Source organism: Shewanella sp., assembly GCF_047975355.1.
In the GTDB taxonomy this organism is placed as follows: domain Bacteria; phylum Pseudomonadota; class Gammaproteobacteria; order Enterobacterales; family Shewanellaceae; genus Shewanella.
Genome location: NZ_JBKEDJ010000046.1, coordinates 19564 through 44417 on the forward strand (window position 1 = coordinate 19564; position 24854 = coordinate 44417).

21 protein-coding genes are annotated in these 24854 nt (G+C 47.7%); 11 read left to right on the top strand and 10 right to left on the bottom strand.

All coding sequences use genetic code 11. The annotated features are described in order from the left end of the window. Positions 1 to 72 precede the first annotated feature (72 nt). Positions 73 to 1620, top strand: a complete 1548-nt coding sequence (locus ACK5NH_RS13750; protein WP_416920934.1) for a POT family MFS transporter — start codon at positions 73 to 75, stop codon at positions 1618 to 1620. Between the two features lie 181 nt (positions 1621 to 1801). Here ACK5NH_RS13750 and ACK5NH_RS13755 read toward each other — a convergent pair whose 3' ends face one another. Continuing rightward, positions 1802 to 4933 (bottom strand): multidrug efflux RND transporter permease subunit, encoded by a 3132-nt coding sequence (locus ACK5NH_RS13755; protein WP_416920936.1) that lies wholly within the window; start codon positions 4931 to 4933, stop codon positions 1802 to 1804. Between the two features lie 14 nt (positions 4934 to 4947). Continuing rightward, a complete protein-coding gene (locus tag ACK5NH_RS13760; protein ID WP_416920938.1) occupies positions 4948 to 6102 on the bottom strand; it encodes an efflux RND transporter periplasmic adaptor subunit in 1155 nt (384 codons plus the stop codon). A 161-nt stretch (positions 6103 to 6263) separates the two neighbouring features. Between ACK5NH_RS13760 and ACK5NH_RS13765 the strand changes: the two genes are divergently transcribed. Both ACK5NH_RS13765 and ACK5NH_RS13770 read left to right on the top strand, forming a co-directional pair. Then, positions 6264 to 6992: a response regulator gene (locus ACK5NH_RS13765; RefSeq protein WP_416920940.1), complete on the top strand. Its 729-nt coding sequence runs from the start codon at positions 6264 to 6266 to the stop codon at positions 6990 to 6992. Continuing rightward, positions 6989 to 8083 carry an ATP-binding protein gene (locus ACK5NH_RS13770; protein WP_416920942.1) on the top strand — a complete coding sequence of 365 codons (1095 nt, stop codon included), beginning with the start codon at positions 6989 to 6991 and terminating at the stop codon, positions 8081 to 8083. The genes ACK5NH_RS13765 and ACK5NH_RS13770 overlap by 4 nt, the downstream gene beginning before the upstream one ends. 424 nt (positions 8084 to 8507) lie before the next feature. On the opposite strand, the gene mnmE is transcribed toward ACK5NH_RS13770, so the two are convergent. From mnmE to rpmH, 5 genes are all read right to left on the bottom strand, one after another. Continuing rightward, positions 8508 to 9869 (bottom strand): tRNA uridine-5-carboxymethylaminomethyl(34) synthesis GTPase MnmE, encoded by a 1362-nt coding sequence (mnmE, locus tag ACK5NH_RS13775; protein WP_416920944.1) that lies wholly within the window; start codon positions 9867 to 9869, stop codon positions 8508 to 8510. Positions 9870 to 9973: 104 nt separating this feature from the next. Continuing rightward, on the bottom strand, positions 9974 to 11599 hold the full coding sequence (yidC, locus tag ACK5NH_RS13780) for a membrane protein insertase YidC (protein ID WP_416920945.1): 1626 nt from the start codon (positions 11597 to 11599) through the stop codon (positions 9974 to 9976). Between the two features lie 3 nt (positions 11600 to 11602). Further along, complete coding sequence (yidD, locus tag ACK5NH_RS13785; RefSeq protein ID WP_011624661.1) at positions 11603 to 11857, bottom strand: membrane protein insertion efficiency factor YidD; 255 nt, start codon at positions 11855 to 11857, stop codon at positions 11603 to 11605. Then, the gene (gene rnpA, locus ACK5NH_RS13790) at positions 11824 to 12180 is read right to left on the bottom strand and encodes a ribonuclease P protein component (RefSeq protein ID WP_007652336.1); all 357 of its coding nucleotides are present in this window, start codon (positions 12178 to 12180) and stop codon (positions 11824 to 11826) included. Before rnpA ends, yidD begins: the two co-directional genes overlap by 34 nt. Before the next feature lie 20 nt (positions 12181 to 12200). Then, positions 12201 to 12338, bottom strand: a complete 138-nt coding sequence (gene rpmH, locus ACK5NH_RS13795; protein WP_011070423.1) for a 50S ribosomal protein L34 — start codon at positions 12336 to 12338, stop codon at positions 12201 to 12203. Between the two features lie 445 nt (positions 12339 to 12783). Between rpmH and dnaA the strand changes: the two genes are divergently transcribed. The 4 genes from dnaA to gyrB all read left to right on the top strand — a co-directional run bounded on the left by dnaA (position 12784) and on the right by gyrB (position 18965). Then, the gene (gene dnaA / locus ACK5NH_RS13800; protein WP_109287714.1) at positions 12784 to 14166 is read left to right on the top strand and encodes a chromosomal replication initiator protein DnaA; all 1383 of its coding nucleotides are present in this window, start codon (positions 12784 to 12786) and stop codon (positions 14164 to 14166) included. Positions 14167 to 14186: 20 nt separating this feature from the next. Then, positions 14187 to 15287 carry a DNA polymerase III subunit beta gene (gene dnaN, locus ACK5NH_RS13805; protein ID WP_416920949.1) on the top strand — a complete coding sequence of 367 codons (1101 nt, stop codon included), beginning with the start codon at positions 14187 to 14189 and terminating at the stop codon, positions 15285 to 15287. 161 nt (positions 15288 to 15448) lie between these two features. Next, complete coding sequence (gene recF, locus ACK5NH_RS13810) at positions 15449 to 16531, top strand: DNA replication/repair protein RecF (RefSeq protein WP_416920951.1); 1083 nt, start codon at positions 15449 to 15451, stop codon at positions 16529 to 16531. 16 nt (positions 16532 to 16547) lie between these two features. Next, positions 16548 to 18965, top strand: a complete 2418-nt coding sequence (gyrB, locus tag ACK5NH_RS13815; protein ID WP_416920953.1) for a DNA topoisomerase (ATP-hydrolyzing) subunit B — start codon at positions 16548 to 16550, stop codon at positions 18963 to 18965. A gap of 67 nt (positions 18966 to 19032) precedes the next feature. On the opposite strand, the gene ACK5NH_RS13820 is transcribed toward gyrB, so the two are convergent. Next, the gene (locus ACK5NH_RS13820) at positions 19033 to 19689 is read right to left on the bottom strand and encodes a glutathione S-transferase family protein (RefSeq protein WP_416920955.1); all 657 of its coding nucleotides are present in this window, start codon (positions 19687 to 19689) and stop codon (positions 19033 to 19035) included. Between the two features lie 126 nt (positions 19690 to 19815). Between ACK5NH_RS13820 and ACK5NH_RS13825 the strand changes: the two genes are divergently transcribed. The 4 genes from ACK5NH_RS13825 to ACK5NH_RS13840 all read left to right on the top strand — a co-directional run bounded on the left by ACK5NH_RS13825 (position 19816) and on the right by ACK5NH_RS13840 (position 21866). Beyond that, positions 19816 to 19944 (top strand): LysR family transcriptional regulator, encoded by a 129-nt coding sequence (locus tag ACK5NH_RS13825; protein ID WP_416920957.1) that lies wholly within the window; start codon positions 19816 to 19818, stop codon positions 19942 to 19944. A 66-nt stretch (positions 19945 to 20010) separates the two neighbouring features. Continuing rightward, positions 20011 to 20178: a hypothetical protein gene (locus ACK5NH_RS13830; protein ID WP_416920959.1), complete on the top strand. Its 168-nt coding sequence runs from the start codon at positions 20011 to 20013 to the stop codon at positions 20176 to 20178. A 33-nt stretch (positions 20179 to 20211) separates the two neighbouring features. Then, the gene (locus ACK5NH_RS13835) at positions 20212 to 20664 is read left to right on the top strand and encodes a hypothetical protein (protein WP_416920961.1); all 453 of its coding nucleotides are present in this window, start codon (positions 20212 to 20214) and stop codon (positions 20662 to 20664) included. Positions 20665 to 20822: 158 nt separating this feature from the next. After that, positions 20823 to 21866 (top strand): HDOD domain-containing protein, encoded by a 1044-nt coding sequence (locus tag ACK5NH_RS13840; RefSeq protein ID WP_416920963.1) that lies wholly within the window; start codon positions 20823 to 20825, stop codon positions 21864 to 21866. 63 nt (positions 21867 to 21929) lie between these two features. On the opposite strand, the gene glyS is transcribed toward ACK5NH_RS13840, so the two are convergent. Next, positions 21930 to 23996: a glycine--tRNA ligase subunit beta gene (glyS, locus tag ACK5NH_RS13845; RefSeq protein WP_416920965.1), complete on the bottom strand. Its 2067-nt coding sequence runs from the start codon at positions 23994 to 23996 to the stop codon at positions 21930 to 21932. A 9-nt stretch (positions 23997 to 24005) separates the two neighbouring features. Next, positions 24006 to 24854 (bottom strand): glycine--tRNA ligase subunit alpha (gene glyQ / locus ACK5NH_RS13850; protein ID WP_416920967.1); only part of this gene is annotated, 849 nt, incomplete at its 5' end.

Genomic DNA, 24854 nt, shown 5'->3' on the forward strand with positions numbered 1-24854 from the left:
TATCCTTGGCTGTAATCTTGGTTTTATCGCTATGAAAGTAAATTTTATATAACAATTATAATAGGATAACAGATGACTACTCCTGCTGATGCGCCAAAGTGGCCACGCCAAATACCCTATATTATTGCCAGTGAAGCCTGTGAGCGTTTCAGCTTCTATGGCATGCGCAACATTCTAACACCATTCTTGATGACGGCACTTTTACTCTCAATCCCTGAAGATCTTCGTGGGGCTGTGGCAAAGGATGTGTTCCATTCGTTTGTGATTGGGGTGTATTTTTTCCCATTACTCGGTGGTTGGATTGCTGATAGATTCTTTGGTAAGTACAACACTATTCTGTGGTTAAGCTTACTCTATTGTGTGGGCCATGCTTTCTTGGCTATTTTTGAGCACAGTGTGCAAGGTTTTTACACGGGTTTATTCTTAATAGCCTTAGGTTCGGGCGGGATTAAACCTCTAGTATCTTCCTTTATGGGTGATCAGTTTGATCAGAGTAACAAGTCTTTGGCGCAAAAAGCCTTTGATATGTTCTATTTTACGATCAACTTCGGTTCCTTCTTCGCATCCTTGTCTATGCCATTGTTACTTAAGAATTTTGGGGCGGCAGTGGCTTTCGGGATCCCCGGTGTACTGATGTTTATCGCAACAGTGTTTTTCTGGTTAGGCCGCAAACGCTATGTGCACATGCCGCCAGAACCTAAGGATCCCCATGGATTTTTACCAGTGATCCGCAGCGCATTGCTCACTAAGAACGAAGGCAAGGCCAATATTGGTTTAGTGCTAGCCTTAATTGGTGGCGTCTCTGCCGCTTATGCGCTGGTGAACATTCCGACCTTGGGCATTGTGGCTGGTCTTTGTAGCGCTATGGTGCTGTTAATGGGATTTGTTGGCCTTGGGGCTTCGTTACAACTTGAGCGGGCAAGAGGTATTCATCCTGATTTGGCTGTGGATGGCGTCCGTTCAGTGCTGCGTATTTTGGTATTATTTGCCTTAGTGACACCATTCTGGTCACTGTTCGATCAAAAAGCTTCTACATGGATTTTGCAGGCTAACGATATGGTCAAACCCCAGTGGTTTGAGCCTGCTATGATGCAGGCGTTAAACCCATTGCTGGTTATGCTACTGATCCCATTCAATAACTTCGTTCTTTATCCTGCGATTGAGCGCATGGGCGTGAAATTAACGGCGCTGCGTAAAATGGGCGCGGGGATAGCGATTACTGGCTTAAGTTGGATTGTCGTCGGGACGATTCAATTGATGATGGACGGTGGCTCGGCGCTGTCTATCTTCTGGCAGATCCTACCCTATGCCTTACTGACATTTGGTGAGGTATTGGTATCGGCGACGGGTCTTGAGTTTGCCTATAGCCAAGCACCTAAGGCTATGAAGGGCACAATTATGAGCTTTTGGACCCTTTCAGTGACGGTCGGTAACCTTTGGGTATTGCTCGCCAACGTGAGTGTGAAGAGCCCTGCGGTGACCGAGCAAATTGTCCAGACGGGGATGAGTGTGACGGCATTCCAAATGTTCTTCTTCGCGGGATTTGCTCTTCTTGCGGCGGTGATATTCGCGCTCTATGCACGTTCCTATCAAATGCAGGATCACTACCGACAGGTATGATGCTCTAAGCTTTTAGATAAAGAATTATATAAAAAAAATCAGCCCCTTGATTTAAAACCAAGGGGCTGATTTTTTTATACTTATCGAATTTGCAACAAGCAGGAGTAGAGCCTATTCGCTAAGGCTGTTACTGAACTAAAGAGACATTAGATCGCTGTACTCTTTATAAATGTCATTGCGTTTATCCTTTGGCTATTTTGGTCGTCTTACGTCGACTTAGCCAGATATAAAAGCGCTCTTGGCCGCCGATGACAAAGACAAAAAAGATCGGTACGAAGAATATTGCCAGCATGGTTCCGCTAAGCATACCGCCAAAAACGCCGGTGCCGATGGCATGTTGGGTTTCTGCACTCGCACCGCTGGCAAGCATCAAGGGGACGACGCCAAGGGTGAAGGCTAGCGAGGTCATCAAGATTGGACGCAGCCGCAGCCGTGCAGCGGTTACTGCTGCATCGACCAAACTGCGTCCCTCGGCGTGTAATTGGCGGGCAAATTCGACGATAAGGATGGCGTTTTTCGCCGATAGGCCAATGATGGTAATCATCCCTACCTTGAAAAACACGTCATTAGGCATGCCACGTAGCATAACCGCCGCCACGGCTCCGATGAGTCCCAGCGGTACTACCAGCATTACCGATAGCGGAATCGACCAGCTCTCGTACAGTGCTGCTAGAACCAAAAATACCACCAGCGCAGACAACAACATCAGCAGCGGCGCTTGTGCAGCCGATTGGCGCTCCTGTAATGATGCCCCCGTCCACGCTATCGCATAGCCTGGTGGTAACTGTGCCACTAGGCGCTCCATTTCTGCCATAGAGGCCCCGCTAGAAACGCCTGGCGCAGCACCTCCCGAAATTCGCACTGCCGGAAAGCCTTGAAAGCGCATCATTTGCTGTGGCGATTCAGTCCATTTAGGTGTAACGACTTCCCGCAGAGGCACCATGCCACCACTCGCATTACGCACCCGCAGGCTTAGCACGTCATCTAACTGCATACGTGCAGATGCTTCCGCTTGTAGAATGACCTGCTGCATACGTCCATTGTTTGGGAAATCATTGACGTACAGTGATCCCATGGCCGCCGAAAGCGTGCTGCTTACCGCGGCGAAAGACAGGCCCATAGCCTCGGCTTTTGGTCGATTGATATCTAGGCTAATGCTTTCACCGGGCGGTAAACCATCTGGATAGACATCGCTAACCACCTTACTCTGAGCCGCTAACTCGAGCAGTTGCGCCTGCGCAGTAAGTAATGAGGCCTCGCCACGGTTGGCTCTATCTTGCAGATATAGAGTGAAGCCTGATGAGGTGCCTAATTCGTCGATGGCTGGTGGCATTAGGCTCATGACAGTGCCATCGACGTTATCAGCCATGGCTTGTTGTGCAAGCTCTGCTTCCTCTGCCGCAGTGGCACCATTACGTTTATCCCAATCTTGGAGCATAGTGAAAGCCATGGCGGCGTTTGGGCCTGAGCCTGCAAAGCTAAAGCCCTGTACTACCATGTTGGCATCCAATGCTGGGCGAGTAGCAACGTGCGCTTCATATTTTTTAACCACTTCCAGTGTACGTTCGCTCGTTGCGCCAGTGGGTAATTGAATAGAGGTCATGAAGTAGCCTTGATCTTCGTCGGGTAGAAACGACGAAGGTAACTCCTTAACCGCTAAGACGAGTACTGCGCAGATCACTGAAAATGCCGCCATCATCCGCCCACTACGCCCTACCAAGTATACTAACCGTGCACTGTAACGAGCCGTCAAGCGTTGGAAGGCGCGGTTAAAAGCACCAAAAAATCCGCTTTTGTGTTGGTGATCTGCACTGACCGGACGCAGTAGTGTTGAACATAGGGCTGGAGTTAAAGACAGGGCGAGGAAGGCCGAAATTAGGATTGACACCGCCATAGACAAACTAAATTGTTGGTAGATAACGCCCACCGAGCCGCTACCAAAGGCCATGGGAATAAACACCGCCGTTAGCACTAAGGTTATACCAATTACCGCACCGGTAATTTCCTTCATCGCCCGTGAGGTTGCTTCTTTGGGGGATAACCCTTGGTTCGCCATCAGCCGTTCCACGTTTTCAACCACCACAATAGCGTCGTCAACAATAATGCCAATGGCCAATACCATGCCAAACATAGTCAGCGAATTGATTGAAAAACCCGCCAGCAACATTACGGCAAAGGTACCGAGCAATGCGATGGGGGCGACGATGGCTGGAATTAGTGTGTAGCGCAGCTTCTGCAAGAACAGGAACATGACCAGAAACACTAAGGCCATAGCTTCAAACAGGGTATAGATTACTTTTTCGATAGACACTTTGACGAAGGGCGCAGTGTCGAAGGGTACCGAATAGCTCATGCCTGAGGGCATGCTAGTTGCCAGTTCGGCTAAGCGTTCTCGCACTGCTGAAGCTGTGCGAACGGCGTTGGCGCCTGGGGAGAGTTGAATCGCGGCACTGGTTGCCGTTACGCCATTCTCACGGTTCGAAAAACCATAGGACTGAGCGCCTAGCTCAACTCTAGCCACATCACCCAACACCAATTTGGCACCATCGACACTGGAACGTAGGACAATAGCGGCGAACTCCTCGGGTGTGGTCAGTTGTCCTTGTACGGTCAATGGAATGGTTAGAAGTTGTCTGGGCAAGGCTGGTTCATCACCGAGTCGGCCAGGGGCTATTTGTGCGTTCTGCTGTTCAATCGCCACAGCTAGGTCGTTCATTGTAAGGCCATAGGCGGTGAGTTTATTGGGGTCAACCCAGACACGCATGGCTTGCTCTGCACCAAATAATTGCACCCGGCCCACACCGTCGATTCGGCGTAGTTCCTCGACAACATTTCGTGCCAAATAGTCGTTTAGCGCGACTTCGTCGAATTGACCGTTAGGTGATGTCATGCCAATCATCATCAGAAAGCTCGATGCCGCCGACTCAACCTGCAGACCGCTCTGCCGTACTACTTGAGGTAAGCGTGGTTCGACAGTCTTAATGCGATTTTGCACATCAACTTGGGCAAGTTCCGCATCTGTGCCCGGTTTAAAGGTGGCGGTAATTTGTGCACTTCCTGAGCTATCAACTGATGATTCGAAGTACAGTAGGTTTTTTACCCCCGACAGTTCACGCTCGACAAGGCTTATCACTGAGTCATTAAGTGTCTGTGGCGTGGCGCCTGGATAAGCGGCATAAATGCTCACCGACACGGGGGCAACCGAAGGGTAGCGAGAGATTGGTAATTGCGGAATGGAGATGACACCAATCAGTACGATAAAGAGGGCTATCACCCATGCAAATACTGGGCGGTTAATAAAAAACTGTGGCATGGTGTGTCTCCAAATCAGCGCACATCGGCACTTAGTTGCTGCTCTGCTGTGGGTTGCCAAGGCCGAGCATGAACCTGCGCATCAGGACTTAGGCGTTCGATGCCTTCAACGACTATCTGCTGGCCAGCAGATAGTCCTGATATCACGCGGTAGCGGCCTGCCACTAGCTCATCGACATTAATTGCCATAGGCTGTACCTTGCCCTCCGCATTAAGTACCCACACTTGGGGTTGACCCGCCTTACGGGTGACCGTCTGTTGTGGCACTCTCAGAGTGGAAGGATAGTAAGCCTTTGGGATCCGAGCTTTTACAAAAAGACCGGGCAATAGGCGATGTTGTGGATTATCAACGAGTACACGCAGCAGTACATCGCCGGTACCTGTATCCACCTCGGAGCCCGAAAATAAGATATGACCTTTCATACCAAGAGGTTCACCGCTGCTGCTTAGGAGCTGTACGCTTAACTCTGGGGTGGCTTCGTTTGCTTGCTGACGCATGCTGTCTAACATTGATGCTGGCAGACGAACATCGACATACACTTGGTCAATTTGTTGGATTCTCGCCATTGGGGTGGTATCAGTCGGTGACACTAAGGCTCCTTCACTCACTAAGGCTTGATCTATTTGCCCAGAGATAGGGGCTTTGACGCTGGCGAATTGTAAATCTAACTGGCGCCGCGTAAGTGTCGCTTGGGATTGGGCGACATCCGCGACGGCTTGATCGCGCTGGGAAATAGCATCATCAAACATTTGTTGGCTAACCGCTTCGGTTTTTAACAGGGAGGCCAAGCGTGCCGTTTCCTGGCGAGAACGAACCAATACGGCTTCGGCTCGCTGCAAGGCGGCCGCCGCAATAGCAACATCGGCTTTAAATTGTGCAGGATCGATTTGGAATAGCACTGTGCCAGATGTTACCTCGCTGCCTTGTTCGAACAGACGATGTTGAACTATGCCGCTAACTTGTGCGCGGATCTCTGCACTGCGAACAGCAACAACGCGACCAGGTAGATCTTCTGTGACCAATAGTGCTTCGTTATCCAGTGTGATGACAGAAACCTGAATTAGAGAGGGGGGATTTTCCTCCTGCTCCGCTGAGTCGCAACCCATCAATCCCATTACGGCAATTCCGACTAGGAATACCAAGTTTAAATGCCGTTTCTTGCTGAACATAACCAACTCTCCTCAATGTGCTACGTTCTCAATGATGACATTGACCAATGCTTGAGAACTCACTGAATTATGACGAGTCGCTATTGCGAATTATTCGAGGCTTTGTGGAGAATGTGTGGAGGGAGTGATAAAGTTCTTCAATTTCAGCCTTGGAGCCATTCATGTCCAATCTCAATGCCCCTACAAGTCAGATGACTTCGGCACTTGTATTGATTGCAGAAGATGAAGCTGAGATTGCCGAAATCCTGATTGCCTATTTACAGCGTAATGGGCTGCGAACTCAACACGCGACGGACGGTATTCAAGCATTGGCCATGCACGACACATTTAAGCCCGATCTGTTGTTGCTTGATGTACAGATGCCGAATCTCGATGGCTGGAAGGTATTGAATGAAATCCGCTCCCGTGGCGATACTCCAGTGATCATGCTCACCGCGCTTGACCAAGATATCGATAAGTTAATGGGATTACGCCTCGGTGCCGATGACTATGTAGTTAAACCTTTCAATCCTGCTGAGGTGGTCGCGAGGGTACAGGCTGTGTTGCGACGCGTCCGAATTAACCCGTCTACCAATAGCCAAATATTGCGCGTCGGCCAGTTTCAAATCGACTTAGACAGTCACGAGGCCAGCGTGAACTTGAACGGTCAGCAGCAAATACTCGATCTGACACTCACTGAATTTAAACTGTTAGCCTGTCTGATGCGTGCGCCTAAACGTGTTTATAGCCGTGAGGAGCTGCTGATTAATTGCTTGCCCGAAGGTGATACTCAGGAACGCACTGTAGATAGTCATATCAGTAAGCTGCGTAAAAAACTTGAAGCCCTTGATATTCAAGGAGTGCCGCTCAGTGTCTGGGGGGTTGGCTATCGCTTTGGTGGTGAAGTATGAGGCAATCACCGGGCTTACGCAGGCAAATCATTCAATCCTTAGCGGTGATGACGCTAGGGATTATTTTCCTGTCGGTGTTTGGTTCCTATGTTTTCTATGCCATTGCGGTGACCTACTTACCTGGCAGCATCTCTGAAACTTGGATGCCTTCTCAGATGGAGATGATTTGGATAGTGTGCACTATCGCCGCCGCATTGGGGATGTCGCTTTTCGTTGCTGTTCGTCTGTCTAGGCGAATCCTCAATCCGTTGAACTCTGTGGCATATAGCCTACGCGAAGTCGCCCTAGGCAAGCTCAACGCACGCGTGCAAATGGATCAAGATACTATGGGGGAGACGGCGCAACTGGTCAGTGACTTTAATGCTATGGCTGAGCGATTAGAGTGTATGACCCGCGAGCGGGAGTTTTGGAATGCGGCCATTGCCCATGAGCTTCGCACTCCGGTCACCATTTTGCGTGGTCGATTGCAGGGCTTAGCGGAAGGTGTTTTTAGTCCTAATAGTGAGTTGTTCGAGGGATTGTTACGCCAGGTTGAAGGCCTAAATCACCTGATCGAAGATTTACGAGTGCTGAGCCTCAATGACAGTGGTCATCTAGAGTTACAGTGGGATGAGGTCTGTATAGCCGAGGAATTAAGTGCGGTGATTGAGACTTTCGCTGCGGTGTTAGGCGCTAAGGGACTCATACTAAAGCTGGAACTCGATACAAGACTTAAAGTTTACTGTGATGCTATACGAATACGTCAGGCGCTAATGGCGTTGCTGGAAAATGCACGCCAGCATGCTGATCCTGGCACTTTGATTGTAAGACTCTACAGCGAGGGAGCAAGTTGTTATCTAACCGTAGAAGATGAAGGCCCAGGTATTCCTGATGAAGCTGTAAGTTACATATTCGAGGCATTTCGCCGAATTGATCCGTCTCGCTCTCGAAAAAGTGGTGGCAGTGGACTCGGTCTCGCAGTAGTTAAGACAATTGCTGAAGCTCACGGCGGCCATGTGGCCTGCCAGCCATCGGGTCGTGGAGGAACAATATTCGTCCTTACTTGGCCTGTTAAGGCAAGTTTAAGGTCCATTAAATCTACAATAATGTAGCGTGTTTAGTCATTGCTATACGTATGATTCACGTTAGCACGGACTACATGTGTAACTTTTTTAAATGATCTTTCTTTAGGGCTGATTCTGTCCGTCAAGTTGATAATGCGCTTTGTTGTAGAGGAGTAGATTTGGTGATTCGTAAGAGTGTTTTTGAGCTCTTGAACAGTCTTCTGAGGTCTTTGAACCTTAATGGTACACAAGCCAGATAGGATGCAGGCCATTCTTATCTGGTTCTCGTTTTTGTATGCTGATTTTCATAGGTTTTTCTCATCTTGTGCGCCATATGTGCTCCAGAATTTATCTTCGGAGCACACGTGGCGCAAGAATCGACAAAACCCTTCAAATCACTTCCCACCCAATAAAACAAAATTATTTTAAAATCATAATGTTGTTTTGATTTGGTTTGATGCGTTTTACTATTTTACTTCCCGATACAGAAAGAACTGAAAATCTTTCCGAGCAAATCATCTGAGGTGAAGCGTCCGGTGATTTCTGACAGGGCTAATTGCGCCATTCTCAGTTCTTCCGCTAACAGTTCGCCCGCGAGGTAAACTTCTAATTGTTCTTTACCAAGTTGCAGATGACTTGCGGCAACATCTAATGCTTCTAGGTGACGACGACGGGCAATAAAACCCCCTTCGAGGTTACTCTGATAACCCATAAGCGATTTTAAATGTTGTTTTAATTCCTCGACACCCAGACCTGTTTTGGCCGAGATCCGATACACGCTGTAACCTTTTTCTTCGGTCATATCGAGATTCTCACCGGTAAGATCGGCTTTGTTGCGGACTACTGTTACGCCTAAATTGGCAGGGAGGCGATCAATAAAGTCTGGCCAAATATCGTGGGGATCGACCGCATCCGTGGTGGTGCCATCGACCATAAATAATACACGATCGGCGCTGTTGATTTCGTTCCATGCGCGCTCGATGCCTATTTGCTCGACCGTATCTGTGGTATCACGCAGCCCGGCGGTGTCGATAATATGCAGCGGCATGCCATCTAAATGGATATGCTCGCGTAGTACGTCGCGAGTGGTGCCGGCAATTTCGGTCACAATCGCCGACTCTTTCCCTGCTAATGCGTTTAAAAGACTCGATTTTCCGGCATTGGGGCGACCGGCAATCACGACTTTCATGCCTTCACGGATAATAGAGCCTTGCTTGGCACTGGCTTGGACGGCGCTGAGTTTGTCGATAATTTTGTAGAGCGCGTTGGCAATTTTTCCGTCACTTAAAAAGTCGACTTCTTCATCGGGGAAATCAATCGCGGCCTCGACGTATAAACGCAGATGGGTGACTTGATCCACCAGTTCATGGACTTCCTTCGAAAACTCACCTTGTAGTGATTGCAGCGCGCTTTTGGCGGCTTGCTCACTGGTGGCATCGATAAGGTCGGCAATGGCTTCGGCCTGAGTTAAGTCCAGCTTGTCGTTCATAAAGGCCTGTTCGCTAAACTCGCCTGGTTTGGCGATGCGAATGCCTTCGACTTCTAATACGCGCTTGATCAGCATATCGAGGACGATTTGACCACCGTGGCCCTGCAGTTCTAATACATCTTCACCAGTGAAGGAATTAGGGCCTTTAAAAAACAGGGCTATACCTTGGTCTATCACTTGGCCTGAGGCATTTTTAAAGTCGCAGTAATCGGCGTAACGGGGTTTAGGTAAATGACCCAATACGGCCATGGCCACGTCTGTTGTCTTATCACCAGAGATACGAATGATACCTACGCCGCCCCGTCCGGGCGCGGTGGCCTGTGCCACGATAGTGTCAGTTGTCACGGAAATACCCATTAATATCGATCAAATCATCTAAAGGAAAAGGCGGCTCATTAAGCCGCCTTTTTGAATATGCTGAGCCGTTAGCTCTTATCTAGCGCTTGGGCTTATTTTAAGCCTTTTTTCTCTAGACCTGCATAAATAATCTTCTGCTGGATGATGGCAACAATGTTACCCACTAACCAGTACAGTACTAGACCCGATGGGAACCACAGGAAGAATACGGTAAAGATCACTGGCATCCATTGCATCATCTTCACTTGCATTGGGTCCATGGTCGGTGCGATGGGTTGCATTTTTTGCATCACAAACATAGACACACCCATCAGCAGCGGCAGAATGTAGTATGGATCTTGTACTGATAAGTCGTGGATCCATAACATAAATGGCGCGTGACGCAGCTCGAAGCTTTCTAACAATACCCAGTACAAGGCAATGAAGATTGGCATCTGTAGCAGGATAGGTAAACAGCCACCCATAGGGTTAACTTTTTCCTTCTTGTACAGTTCCATCATGGCTTGACCCATCTTTTGACGGTCATCGCCGAAGCGTTCTTTCAGATCCTGCAGTTTTGGTTGTAGGTTACGCATCTTCGCCATTGAGGTGTACTGCGCTTTAGTCAGCGGGAACAGTAAACCACGAACGGTTAAGGTGATCAGAATAATTGCCACACCCCAGTTACCCACAAATGATTGATAGAACATCAATAACCAGTGGATTGGGACGGCTAACCACCAAAGGAAACCGTAATCAACAACCAGGTTTAAGGTATCAGATAACGCAGATAGCGCTTTTTGATCCTTAGGACCAACATAAAACTGTGAGCTAATTTCTTGAGTCGCACCTGGTGCAATATCATATACCGCGCCACGGAAACCAATGTTAGCTAAACCGCCAGCACTTACACTCGAGAAAATGGTGTTGCTATCTGTTGCTGGTGGGATCCAAGCAGATACGAAGTAATGTTGTAGCATCGCTGCCCAACCACCGAGAGTCGGTTGATTGAGGTTGCTCTTGCTCATATCTTCAAACTTGTACTTCTCGTAACGTACATCTTGAGTCGAGAACGCGGCGCCACGGTAAGTTGGCATCATCATGCTGCTTTCAGAGGGTTTGATGGTCTGTTTAATCTGACCGTACATCTGAACTTGCAATGGAGCAGCTGAGGTGTTGTTGATCTTGTAGTCGATATCGACGTTAAACTGGCCACGATGGAACACAAACACTTTTGTGTAAGTCACACCATTATCTGCCACATAGGTCAGTGGAACTTCTAAGGTATCTTGGCCATCGGCTAAGGTAAATTCAGTTTTGCTGGCGGCAAATGCGGCGCGCCCCTTAGAACTGCTATCGATACCATCACGGCCAATCAGACCACTTTGAGCTATATAGGTGAAATCTTTGGTTTGCTCAAGCAAAACAAATGGCTGGTCTTTACCCTGTTCCAATTTATGTGAAACCAGAGCCGCAAAAACGATGTCACCACCCACTGGGTTGATTTGTACATCGAGCTGATCAGTCTTAACAGTGATCAGATTTTGTGTTGCCGTTAAGGCTGCTGATACACCTGTGTCTGCTTCTGGAACATCAGCACTGTGATTAGTGGTCGCATTCGCCACTACAGACGATTCGGTTGCAACGGGTTTTGGAGCTTTGTCTGCTTGCCACTGTTGCCACAGCAAAAAGCTGACAAACAGTAGTCCTATTAGCAATATATTGCGTTGAGATTCCATAGCCTATTTATTACACCTGTCATTTTTAGGGGGGACGGGATCACTACCGCCGGGATGCAAAGGGTGACATTTTAATATGCGTTTCAATGCAAACCAACAACCTTTCGCGGTTCCGTGCACTTTTATTGCCTCAATGGCGTAATGAGAGCATGTGGGATTGAAACGACATCGAGGCCCTAAGAGGGGGCTGATGAAGATTTGATAGCCACGAATGAACGTGGTTGCTAGCCATTGTAGCGGCGACTGAGTTTGCGCCATAGCTTTTCTATCAACTTGTTGATCTCTGCGTTTTCCATTTCCATCACCCCATTTCTGACCAGCACAACAATATCAAGGTGAGGGATGTCATGTTGATTGAGGCGAAAACTATCTCTGATAACTCGCTTAATGCGATTGCGCTGATTGGCGCGTTTTACATAGCGTTTAGCTACAGTAAGACCCAAACGCGGATGTTGTTCCGAATTAGGAATAGCAAGCAAGGTGATTTCAGCAGAAGATGCTTTGATGGGATTGGAGAATACAGATTTAAATTGCGCGGGAGTTAGCAAGCGTAACTCCCGCGTAAAGGTATAGCTAGTCAACTAGTTACCTACTTAACTTATTAAGCAGATAAACGAGCGCGACCTTTCGCACGACGACGTGCAAGCACCTTACGGCCGCCTGCAGTAGCCATACGAGCGCGGAAGCCGTGAGAACGCTTGCGCTTCAGGTTGCTAGGTTGAAAAGTACGTTTACTCATGATGGCAATCCGTCTTTGTTATAAGTGAACATATCCTTATCTCTGGTGACAGAGGTAAGGGTAAAAAAGAGGCCGAATTGTAATCACTTTACCTGTCCCCGTCAACAACGAAAGTCAGCAAGTGGGTTATTTCTGCCCGTGTATCCTTTGATCAATTTCCCGCATACACCAGAAGATGTGGATAACTCTGTGTATTGACACTACATGTAGTAGTGAAGGGGATCTATCGATAGATCAAAGGGGCGCTATTATAGATCAATGTGGATCGCTTAATAAAGCGGGATTTGGCCTATTTGTTGAATAAAAGGATCGAATTTGATCTTTGATGATCGGGGATATCTCCATAGAATAATCTCGTTGGGGATAATTATTTTTTAAGGATAGCGATCATTGAGATCTCGCTATAGAATACACCTCTTTTTGATGATCTTTTGGGGATAACTTAGTGGCGGTTTCACTTTGGCAACAATGTATCGGAAGACTGCAAGATGAGCTTTCTGCTCAGCAGTTCAGTATGTGGATCAGACCGTTACAAGCCGAAATGGATGGAGATACTTTGGTGCTTTATGCGCCTAACCGCTTCGTGCTCGATTGGGTTAGGGATAAGTACATCAATATCATTAATCAGTTTTTTACTGAGCAAATGGGTAATGATGCTCCTAAGTTACGCTTCGATATCGGTAGTCGTCCGTCAGCGAAAAAGCCTGAGCCAGCTCCAGTTGCGGCTGTGCGTGTGCCCAATCCCCAAACTAAAGCCTCAGTAGGGACTTCATTTAATACCACTGAGCCTGTTGCTAACGCTAATCATCGCAGCAATATTAATCCCACTTACCAATTCGATAACTTCGTTGAGGGTAAGTCTAACCAACTCGGTAAAGCCGCCGCGCTACAAGTGGCTGAAAATCCAGGTGGCGCCTATAACCCACTGTTTCTTTATGGCGGTACGGGTTTAGGTAAGACCCACTTATTACATGCTGTGGGTAATGGCATCATTAAAAATAATCCCAATGCCAAAGTGGTTTACATGCATTCCGAGCGTTTTGTGCAAGACATGGTCAAAGCGCTACAAAACAATGCGATCGAAGAATTCAAACGTTACTACCGTAGTGTCGATGCCCTGTTTATCGACGATATTCAATTCTTCGCCAATAAAGACAGATCGCAGGAAGAATTTTTCCATACCTTTAACGCGCTGCTTGAAGGTAATCATCAGATCATCCTGACATCGGATCGTTATCCCAAAGAGATCGACGGGGTCGAGGACAGATTAAAATCTCGCTTTGGTTGGGGCTTAACGGTTGCGATTGAACCGCCAGAGCTGGAAACCCGTGTGGCTATTTTGATGCGTAAAGCCCAAGAGAGTGGCATCAATCTTCCCGACGAAGTCGCCTTCTTTATTGCTAAGCGCTTACGCTCAAACGTTCGCGAGTTAGAAGGGGCGTTAAATCGGGTTATCGCCAACGCTAACTTTACTGGTCGTCCAATTACGATTGATTTTGTGCGTGAAGCCCTGCGTGACCTCTTGGCACTGCAGGAAAAATTAGTCACTATAGACAACATTCAGAAAACCGTAGCTGAATACTACAAAATCAAGATGGCTGATATGTTGTCTAAGCGTCGCTCGCGCAGTGTTGCGCGCCCTAGACAAGTGGCCATGGCGTTATCCAAAGAATTAACTAACCAGAGCTTGCCGGAAATTGGTGATGCCTTTGGTGGTCGAGATCACACCACAGTGTTACATGCCTGTCGTAAGATTGCTCAGCTACGGGAAGAGAGTCACGACATTAAAGAAGATTATGCTAACTTGATTAGAACCTTATCTTCTTAAAATCAAGGAATTTGGACACTATGAAATTTTCAATTGATAGGGACGCCCTATTAAAGCCGCTTCAATTGGTCTGTGGTGCGGTAGAAAGACGTCATAACTTGCCTATTTTGGCAAATCTCCTTGTAGAAGTTAGTGGGCACTCACTCAAAATGACAGGTACCGACCTCGAAGTTGAGTTAGTGGGCCAGGCGGTCATTCATGGTGATATCGAAGAAGGTCGTACTACAGTTCCTGCTAAGAAGCTGTTAGACATAGTTAAATCCTTACCCGAGCAAAGCGAGCTTAAGGTCGAGCAACAAGATAACAAATGGTTGTTACGCTCAGGCCGTAGCCGTTTCTCGCTTGCAACCCTGCCCGCAGAAGAATACCCCAATGTGGAAGCTTTTCAGGCGGAAATCGAATTTACCCTTAAGCAAGGCGTGCTGAAGTCACTGATTGATGCGACTCAGTTTTCGATGGCGAACCAAGACGTTCGTTACTACTTGAATGGTTTATTGCTCGAAACCGAAGGTAATGTGCTGCGCGCCATTGCCACCGACGGTCACCGCTTAGCCTTAAGTCACAGAACTATTGATGCGCAATTACCTGAAAAACAAGTGATCGTACCCCGTAAAGGCGTGATGGAAATGGCGCGTTTATTGGAAGCCGATGATTTAGATATCGCGATTGCCATTGGCGATAATGCGATTCGTGCGACCACCAGCACCACAGTTTTTACCAGTAAATTAGTCGATGGTCGTTTCCCCGATTATCGCCGTGTGTTACCGAAAGGCGGTGATAAAATCGTTATCGCCAGCCGTAACCACTTCAAGCAAGCTTTAAACCGTGCTTCTATTCTATCGAACGAGAAGTTTCGCGGTGTACGCATTCAGTTAGAAGCGGGATTACTGAAAATCACCGCCAATAACCCAGAGCAGGAAGAAGCGGAAGAAATCATCGATGTGGATTACAACAATCAGCCACTCGAAATTGGTTTCAACGTCAGTTACTTATTGGATGTGTTAAACAACCTTAAGTCCGATGATGTGCGTATCACCCTAATCGATGGTAACTCGAGTGCTTTATTGGAAAACCACTTGGAAGAAGATTCCATGTATGTGGTTATGCCGATGCGCTTATAGTATTCCATTGCCTACTTTGTGCCATACGCCGCTTTTTAGCGGCGTATATGTCTTCAAGCCTTATCCCTTGTTGCCTTATTTACACGGATGGATGTGAATTGCGGTATGATGACTGTTCTGAGTCTTGGCCTAAGCCGTCGATGCGGTTTGATGAGTAACGCATGAGTCTTATCCGTCTTAATATTGATTCTTTTCGCAATATTCAATTGGCGCAGCTGAGCCCTAGTTCTGGGATCAATCTGATTTATGGCCAAAATGGCAGTGGCAAAACTAGTATACTCGAGGCTATTTACTTTCTCGGGATGGGGCGTTCGTTTCGCAGTCATTTGTCCCAACGGGTGATCAATAACGAACAGGATAAGTTAACCCTGTTTGCGACCTTAAATTTACCCCGCGGCGACAGTAAAATCGGCTTGCGACGTTTCCGGAGTGGCGAAACCGAAGTCAAAATCGACGGGGAAAAGGTGAAACGGCTATCGACCTTAGCCGAAACTTTACCCATCCAAGTGATCACGCCGGAAAGCTTTTCGCTCCTGTTTGAAGGTCCTAAATCCCGTCGGCAGTTTATCGATTGGGGGGCCTTTCATTCTGACCCACAGTTTTATGCGGCATGGGTGAACGTAAAGCGGGTTTTAAAGCAACGAAATCAACTGCTTAGAAATAATTCTTCCTATGATCAAATCCAATATTGGGATAGGGAGTTTGTTCGTTATACCGAGCAGGTCACAGAAATACGAAACCGTTATGTAGACTCGTTAAATGAGCTACTTAAGGGTATAATCGGGGAGTTTTTACCGCAGGTGGATGTTAAGGTTTCATTTACTCGCGGTTGGGATAGCAAAACGGATTTTGCACAACTTCTCGAATCCCAATATCCCAGAGATTTGGCTACGGGTCATACCGTCAGCGGTCCCCATAAAGCTGACCTCAGACTTCGTGTAGGTAGTTTACCGGCGCAGGATGCCCTGTCCCGTGGTCAATTGAAATTATTAGTCTGTGCACTGCGTATTGCACAGGGAAAGTTGCTCAAACAACAAATAGATAAACACAGTATTTATCTTGTGGATGATCTTCCATCCGAGTTGGATGCACAGCATAGGCAGCTATTGCTTAAGCAGCTAGTGGACACTGGTGCACAAGTGTTTGTCACTGCCATTGAGCCTGCAGCAATAGTCGATTCGTTACACACGCCTCCCAGTAGGATGTTCCATGTGGAACAGGGGCGTGTAACGGTAATTGAATAACCATTGAGAGAATAATATGTCAGAGAATAGTTACGATTCTTCGAGTATTAAGGTCCTTAAGGGCCTTGATGCAGTACGTAAGAGACCTGGGATGTATATTGGTGACACCGACGACGGTACGGGTCTACATCATATGGTGTTCGAAGTAGTCGATAACTCTATCGATGAAGCCTTAGCCGGCCATTGTACTGATATCACTATTACTATCCATGTGGATGGCTCAGTCTCCGTTCGCGACGACGGCCGTGGTATTCCTGTGGCGATTCACCCGGAAGAAGGCGTGTCTGCCGCCGAGGTGATCATGACGGTTCTGCACGCGGGCGGTAAGTTCGACGATAACTCTTATAAAGTGTCAGGTGGTCTGCACGGCGTGGGTGTGTCGGTAGTTAACGCGCTGTCTAAAAAGTTGCAGTTAACCATTCGCCGCGAAGGTAAAGTCCACGAGCAGTTTTATACCCACGGTGTTCCTGACGAGCCAATCAAAGTGATCGGCGATGCGACTAAAACTGGTACCGAAATCCGTTTCTGGCCAAGTGAAGAAACCTTCAGCGATGTTGAGTTCCACTTCGAGATTCTGGCAAAGCGCGTGCGCGAACTGTCGTTCCTCAACTCAGGCGTGGGTATCCGCTTAGTCGACGAGCGTGACAATAAGAATGAATTCTTTAAATACGAAGGCGGTATCAGCGCATTCGTTGATTACCTGAACCGTAATAAAACCCCAGTAAACAAAGACGTATTCCACTTTATGCAAGAGCGTGACGACGGTATTACCGTTGAAGTGGCGATGCAGTGGAACGACGGTTACCAAGAAAGCATTTTCTGTTTTACCAACAACATTCCGCAGCGTGATGGTGGTACTCATTTAGCTGGTTTCCGTAGTGCGTTGACACGTAACCTCAACAACTACATGGAAAACGAAGGCTATAACAAGAAAGGCAAAACTAACGCGACAGGCGATGACGCCCGCGAAGGTTTAACGGCCGTGATTTCAGTTAAAGTGCCTGATCCTAAGTTCAGCTCGCAAACCAAAGACAAGTTAGTGTCTAGTGAAGTGAAAGCCGCGGTTGAACAAACCATGGGTGAGAAGCTAAACGACTATCTGCTGGAAAACCCTGCCGATGCCAAGTTAATCGTTGGTAAGATTGTCGATGCGGCCCGTGCCCGTGAAGCGGCGCGTAAAGCCCGTGAAATGACCCGTCGTAAAGGCGCACTCGATTTAGGTGGTTTGCCAGGTAAGCTGGCGGATTGCCAAGAGAAAGACCCTGGTCTTTCAGAAATTTACATAGTGGAAGGGGACTCTGCTGGCGGTAGCGCTAAGCAGGGACGTAACCGTAAGAACCAAGCGATTCTGCCACTGAAAGGTAAAATCTTAAACGTTGAGAAGGCGCGTTTTGATAAAATGCTTTCTTCTCAAGAGGTTGCCACGCTAATCACCGCACTTGGCTGTGGTATTGGCCGTGATGAATACAACCCGGATAAGACGCGTTACCACAACATCATCATCATGACGGATGCTGACGTCGACGGCTCGCACATTCGTACCTTGCTGTTGACCTTCTTCTTCCGCCAAATGCCTGAACTGATTGAACGTGGTTATGTGTATATTGCTCAGCCGCCTTTATTTAAAGTGAAGAAAGGTAAGCAAGAACAATATCTCAAAGACGAAGCGGCACTGACTCAGTATCTGACCACTCAAGCGTTAGATGGTACTAGCATTTACCCATCTCAAGGTGCGCCAGGCATGTCGGGTGAGCCATTAGAGCGTTTAGTGACTCAGTACCGCGAAGTTGAAGCGATTGTGGCCCGCTTAGAGCAACGTTACCCAACGCAAATCACCAACCGCATGCTTTATCACCCAATGGTCAACAACGAAATGTTGGCGGATGAAGGCAAGATGAAGGAATGGATCGACGCCTTTATCCATGAGCTGGTGGAATTAGAAAACAGCGGCGTGTTGTATTCTGGTGAGCCTGTACTCGATCCTGAGCGTAAAGTGTATCTGCCGAAGATCACTATCCGTAAACACGGTATCGATACACACTACCTGTTCAGCTACGACTTCTTCCAATCAACTGACTACCAACGCATTGGTAAATTAGGTGCGGCGCTAGAAGGCCTGATTGAAGTCGGTGGTTATGTACAACGTGGCGACCGTGTGAAGGAAGTGGGTAGCTTCATTGAAGCGTTAGATTGGACCATTGGCGAAGCCAAGCGAGGCCTCTACATCCAACGCTATAAAGGATTAGGTGAGATGAACCCTGAGCAATTGTGGGAAACCACGATGGATCCTGAATCTCGCCGCATGCTGCAAGTGACGATTGATGATGCCGTTGGTGCGGATCAGCTGTTTACTTGTTTGATGGGCGACCAAGTGGAACCACGCCGTGACTTTATCGAAGCCAACGCGCTGAACGTGGCGAACTTAGACGTTTAACGATCTATATCGTTAGCAATTGATAAAAAAGGGAGAGCTTAGCTTTCCCTTTTTGTTTGGTAGAAAATTATCTATCAACACCAGCCTCGTCGATGTCCACTATTTCAGTCTCGGCTTTGGCGGCTTGTATCCAAGCCTGCATTTCCGGCTGGCTGACGATAAATTCCATATAGGCTCGGCTCGCTTGGGAGACTTCAATCTCATAGGTGAAGAAGCGCATCACAATCGGCGCAAACATCATATCGGCTATCGACCACTTGCCAAATAACCAAGTGCCTTGGGCTGTGGCAAACTCTGCCATTTGCTGTGACCAGATACTGTCGATGCGGGCAATATCCTGCAATACGGCAGGGCTTAATTCGACATAACGATGGGCACGGATATTCATAGGCAGGGCATTTCGCAGGGCATGAAAGCCTGAATGCATTTCACAGGCGAAGGAGCGAGCCTTGGCCTTATGTTTCGGATCTTGTGGCCAGGCTGTGCCTGAAAGATAAGTATCGTTGATATATTCGCAAATCGACAATGAATCCCAAACCGTGATATTTCCATCGATGAGTGTTGGAACTTTTAGGGTAGGCGAAATGGATTTGAGCTGCTGATAAAAGCTATCGGTATCGAGTTGCAATAGCACTTCATCGAACTGAATACCTGATTTTGCGGCCATTAACCAAGCACGGAGCGACCAACTAGAGTAGTTTTTATTACCAATGTAGAGTTCCATTTTCACCTTCCTGTTTGGGGTTGTGCTTATCAATATAGGCGCTTGTACTTTGCATGACTAACGAATAGATTTGATGTTATCTATCAGCAAAATGAATAGATAGACTGACATCAGATAGGAAACATGATGGATATAGAAGCGCTGCGCAGTTTTGTGGCATTTGTCGATACCGGGAGTTTTACCCGTGCGGCAATGCAAACCTATAAGACTCAATCTGCCGTCAGTATGCAAATGAAGCGCTTAGAGCAAGAGTAGGGAAAAACGCTCTTTGTAAAAGAGGGGCGAAACTTAGTCTTATCTACCGAAGGCCAACGTTTTGGTTTGTACGCTAAGCAATTACTGCAATTGCATGATGAGACTGTCACAACCATTAAGCAGACCCAAATCGGCACACAATTGCATTTAGGTTGTCCCGATGACTATGCCGAATCCGTGTTGCCGCGGATAGTGGCGTTGTTACATGGCCACATTAAGCAACTCGATCTTTAAATTACCAGCGCCTCGAGCCAAAAGCTGCGGATCATGCTGGATTCCGGGCAGCTCGATGCGGCGATAGTGACTCGTTTGCCCGAGTCCGATGAAGGCTACTTATTACAAACCTCGAAAGGCGTTTGGGTGAGCGCGAGTGGTTCGAACTTGAGTGATGCCGATCCCTTACCTATAGCGCTATTCCAAAAGGATTGTAAATTCCATATCGCTGCGTTAGATGGATTGATGAAGCAAGATAGGCATTATCAATTGTTCGCCTGTAGCAGCAGTGCTGCGGCTCTTAACGCGATAGTGGCTAAGGATTTGGCTATTAGTGCCATGGCCGAATGCAGTGTATCGGCACCACTGAATATTATTGATTCTGAAATACTTCCACCCTTGCCTGTGGTCGCCGTCGTGCTGGTTATTTCCGCGAAAGCTTACTCACCAATCAATGCGGAGTTGGCCAAGCACATTGCACGGGCCTATCAAGGCTACTTGGAATAAGGTTTCACGTGAAACATTCGATTTGATAATGCAGCCTTAAGTCTAGGGGCATATAGTAAAGCTGCGCGTAATACATGATATGACCACTAGTATATGAACTACAATGGACTGATAATTATGCAGGGTCAGTTAATTCAGCTCTTATAGGTTGGAACGTCTTGATTAAGTCCATATTTAATAAAATTTTTAATATCCGCGAAGAGACAACACTGGAGCGACCTAAAAGCTTTAGTCAAACCGATCTCAGTAAATCGTTGGACAAAGTTTCTGCCCCTAAACGCCAAGAAGAACCCGTTGATACCGTGGTGAGTATCGACCTCGAGGCGCTGTTTTACAGCCTGTTGTTTCCCGCCAGAACCAAAGATGCTGGTGGCGTTGCCAATAACCTTGAACGGCGTGTCATGTCTGAAATTGAGCTCGCCTTAGCATCGCCACAAGTGATAGCCGAAAAGGTCCTGAAGCTTCCCTCTAAGGTTTTGGAATTAGACCGTAAATTAGCTGAGCCACAGTTTGATACTAAGGACTTGTTGGCGTTAATCGAGAAAGATCCTTTATTGAGCGTCGAAGTGCTTAAGCTGTGTAACTCACCAGCCTTTAAGCGTGGAGATAGAGAGGTCACAAGCCTGCAGCAGGCCTTAGTGCAACTTGGCCGTGAACAGTTACGCCGCTTTGTGACGAGCTGCCTAGTGCGTGAGATACTCGATATTAAACCCATTTATTTTCGACGCTTTGGTGCCGAGATTTGGCGTCATTCGATGCAGGTGGCCTTTTTAACCAGTGAACTGAGTGAAGAAGATAGAGACACCGCATTCCTATTAGGATTACTGCATGATGTGGGTAAGCTCGCCATCTTTAAAATGCTACTCGATGCCTTTGTACAAGCAGAGCCTGGGGAGCAGCCAAATTCTTGGTTATTCCGACAAGTGATGACGGCCAAATCACTCACTTTAAGTGCATTGTTGGCAAAGCATTGGCAATTGCCAAGTACCTTTGAAACCGAGCTGGATAAATTAGCCCATGTCCATACTCGGCCGAATGAAGGAATTGCCGCTGTGGTTTGGCGCGCCAATATCATCAGTGAGATTTCGATGCTGCAGCAAGCGGGTAAATTGCCTGCTGACATGCTGAGCAACTTGTTAGCCTTGGTTGGACTGGAGCCCGCTCAATTCGAAGCATTGCACGAAAAACTTCAGCAGTTTTAATATATTGCAACCAATAAAAAACGCGCTAAAAGCGCGTTTTTTATTGGCACTCTAAAGTGCGACTTACTGAAGCAGAGAAATATCCGCAACATGTAAGAACTGCTCACGTAGGTTATTCAGCAGTGCTAAGCGGTTGTTACGCAGCGCTTCATCATCCGCCATTACCATGACGTCTTCGAAGAACTGGTCAACACTTTCACGTAAGTTCGCCAGCAGGGTTAGTGCTTGCTGGTAATCAGCGTTAGCAAACAGTGGTGCAAGCTGAGGTTGTAGTTCGCTAAGCTTAGCCGCTAATGCCTGTTCAGCCGCTTCGGCTAACAGTGTTGAATTAACCGCAGTTGGTAATTCACCTTCCACTTTCGCCAGAATGTTAGACACGCGCTTATTCGCCGCTGCCAGAGCGCTAGAGGCTTCTAAGCTTCTGAAGTGTGATACCGCATTGATACGACTATCAAAATCAGCAGGGCGAGTTGGGCGACGTGCTAATACGGCGAGGATCACGTCAACCTCGATACCTTTATCTTGGTACCAAGCACGGAAACGCGCCATTAAGAACTCAAGCACTTCATCGCTTGCATTCGCGTTGCTTAAGTTAGTGCCATGGAGTTCCTGAGCCTTAGCAATTAGGGTCACTAAGTCTAGTGGCAGCTTGTTCTCAACGATAATGCGTAGCACACCGATAGCGGCGCGGCGCAGTGCGAATGGGTCGGCAGCGCCCTTAGGTGCCTGACCAATACCGAAGATACCCACTAAGGTATCGAGTTTATCCGCTAAGGCTACTGCGCAAGAAACGGCAGCTGTTGGAACTGTATCGCCAGAGAATTTTGGCTTGTATTGCTCTTCCATGGCCAAGGCTACGGCTTCCGTTTCACCGTCTAGGCGGGCGTAATGCATGCCCATAGTGCCTTGAGTATCGGTAAACTCCATCACCATATTTGTCATTAAGTCTGTTTTAGACAATAAACCAGCGCGCGCTGCATCAACTGCGTTAGCGCCAGTTTGCTCGGCAATAAAGGCGGCTAGGGCAGAGATACGAGTCACTTTGTCTTTTAAGGTACCGAGTTGTTGTTGGAACAAGACGGTCTCAAGACTAGGTAAACGTGATTCCAGCGTGTGCTTTTTGTCGGTATTGAAGAAGAACTCGGCATCGGCCAAGCGTGGACGAACCACTATCTCGTTACCAGCAATGAATTGTGCCGGATCTTTTGATTCGATGTTCGCAACAAAGATGAAGTTTGGCAGTAACTTACCGGCATCATCGAATACTGGGAAGTATTTCTGATCGCCCTTCATCGTATAAACCAAGGCTTCAGAAGGCACGTTCAAGAATTTCTCTTCAAAGCTTGCGGTTAACACGACTGGCCATTCAACCAAAGAGGTGACTTCTTCAAGCAGGTCATCTTCGATATCGGCGGTGCCACCAATCTTAGCGGCCGCTTTTTCGGCATCGGCTTTAATTAAGGCTTTACGGCTTTCGTAATCGGCGATGACTTTACCTTTTTCTTTCAGTCGCGTCAGGTAGTTGTCTGCATGGTCAAGCTCGAAGCCTGTACCCATAAAGCGGTGACCACGAACATTACGTGCCGATTTAATGCCGAGTAATTCACCTTCGATTAGCTCACTGCCTAACAGCATAGTGGCTGTGTGAACAGGGCGAATGAATTGTGTCTTGCTGCTTCCCCAGCGCATTGGCTTAGGAATGGGTAACTTATCCAGCGCGCGCTGCGCCATAGCTGCGATTAAGCTCTTGGTTTCAACGCCTTCGACTTTGGCGTTATAAACCAGCCATTCGCCTTTGTCGGTCACTAAACGCTCAGCTTGTTCAACGGTAATACCGTTACCACGTGCCCAGCCTTCAGCGGCTTTCGTTGGTTTACCTTCGGCATCAAAGGCTGAGCTGACAGCTGGGCCGCGTTTTTCAACGATTTTGTCCGCTTGAGCAAGCGCTAGTTCTGTCACATTAATGGCTAGACGACGGGGTGCTGCATACCAAACAGCTGATTTAAAAGCTAAATCGGCTTTGGTTAATTCTTCGGTAAAGTTCGCTAAGAAAGACTCAGCCAGTTTACGCAGCGCCTTTGGCGGCAGTTCTTCAGTGCCTAACTCGATGAGTAAGTTTTCAAAATTCATGTGTTACCTCTACTTACACATTGGGAAGCCAAGCGCTTCGCGTGCCTGATAATAGGATTCAGCAACGGCTTTAGCCATGGTACGAACGCGCAGGATATAACGCTGACGTTCAGTCACTGAAATGGCGTGGCGTGCATCGAGCAGGTTGAAGGCGTGCGAGGCTTTCATCACTTGCTCATAGGCTGGCAGAGGTAATGGTTTTTCAAGCGACAATAAATGCTGACACATCTTTTCGCATTGATCGAACAGGGCAAACATAAAGTCTACGTCTGCGTGCTCAAAGTTATAGGTCGATTGCTCAACTTCGTTTTGGTGGAACACATCGCCGTAGGTGATGCGACCCATTGGGCCATCGGTCCATACGAGGTCATACACGCTATCCACACCTTGGATGTACATGGCGAGACGCTCTAAACCGTAGGTGATCTCACCCGTGACAGGGCTACACTCTAAGCCGCCGACCTGTTGGAAGTAAGTAAACTGAGTCACTTCCATGCCGTTTAACCAGACTTCCCAACCCAGACCCCAAGCGCCGAGCGTTGGTGATTCCCAGTTGTCTTCCACAAAACGGATATCATGGATTTGTGTATCAATACCAAGAGCTTGCAGAGAACCTAAATAGAGTTCTTGGATATTATCCGGTGACGGTTTTAACACGACTTGGAATTGGTAGTAGTGCTGCAGACGGTTTGGGTTTTCACCGTAACGGCCGTCGGTAGGGCGGCGCGATGGCTGCACATAGGCACTGCTCATTGGCTCAGGCCCTAAAGAGCGTAGGAAAGTTTGTGGGTGGAATGTACCCGCACCGACTTCCATATCTAGAGGTTGAACGATTGCACAGCCTTGCTGCGCCCAATA

Coding starts and splice junctions, on each gene's coding strand:
- yidD (WP_011624661.1), bottom strand. CDS start 11,857: ATGGCGCAAACTCAGTCGCCGCTACAATGGCTAGCAACCACGTTCATT.
- ACK5NH_RS13755 (WP_416920936.1), bottom strand. CDS start 4,933: ATGCCACAGTTTTTTATTAACCGCCCAGTATTTGCATGGGTGATAGCC.
- ACK5NH_RS13750 (WP_416920934.1), top strand. CDS start 73: ATGACTACTCCTGCTGATGCGCCAAAGTGGCCACGCCAAATACCCTAT.
- glyS (WP_416920965.1), bottom strand. CDS start 23,996: ATGAATTTTGAAAACTTACTCATCGAGTTAGGCACTGAAGAACTGCCG.
- ACK5NH_RS13765 (WP_416920940.1), top strand. CDS start 6,264: ATGTCCAATCTCAATGCCCCTACAAGTCAGATGACTTCGGCACTTGTA.
- ACK5NH_RS13820 (WP_416920955.1), bottom strand. CDS start 19,689: ATGGAACTCTACATTGGTAATAAAAACTACTCTAGTTGGTCGCTCCGT.
- rpmH (WP_011070423.1), bottom strand. CDS start 12,338: ATGAGTAAACGTACTTTTCAACCTAGCAACCTGAAGCGCAAGCGTTCT.
- ACK5NH_RS13770 (WP_416920942.1), top strand. CDS start 6,989: ATGAGGCAATCACCGGGCTTACGCAGGCAAATCATTCAATCCTTAGCG.
- ACK5NH_RS13760 (WP_416920938.1), bottom strand. CDS start 6,102: ATGTTCAGCAAGAAACGGCATTTAAACTTGGTATTCCTAGTCGGAATT.
- yidC (WP_416920945.1), bottom strand. CDS start 11,599: ATGGAATCTCAACGCAATATATTGCTAATAGGACTACTGTTTGTCAGC.
- ACK5NH_RS13825 (WP_416920957.1), top strand. CDS start 19,816: ATGGATATAGAAGCGCTGCGCAGTTTTGTGGCATTTGTCGATACCGGG.
- ACK5NH_RS13835 (WP_416920961.1), top strand. CDS start 20,212: ATGCTGGATTCCGGGCAGCTCGATGCGGCGATAGTGACTCGTTTGCCC.
- recF (WP_416920951.1), top strand. CDS start 15,449: ATGAGTCTTATCCGTCTTAATATTGATTCTTTTCGCAATATTCAATTG.
- gyrB (WP_416920953.1), top strand. CDS start 16,548: ATGTCAGAGAATAGTTACGATTCTTCGAGTATTAAGGTCCTTAAGGGC.
- dnaN (WP_416920949.1), top strand. CDS start 14,187: ATGAAATTTTCAATTGATAGGGACGCCCTATTAAAGCCGCTTCAATTG.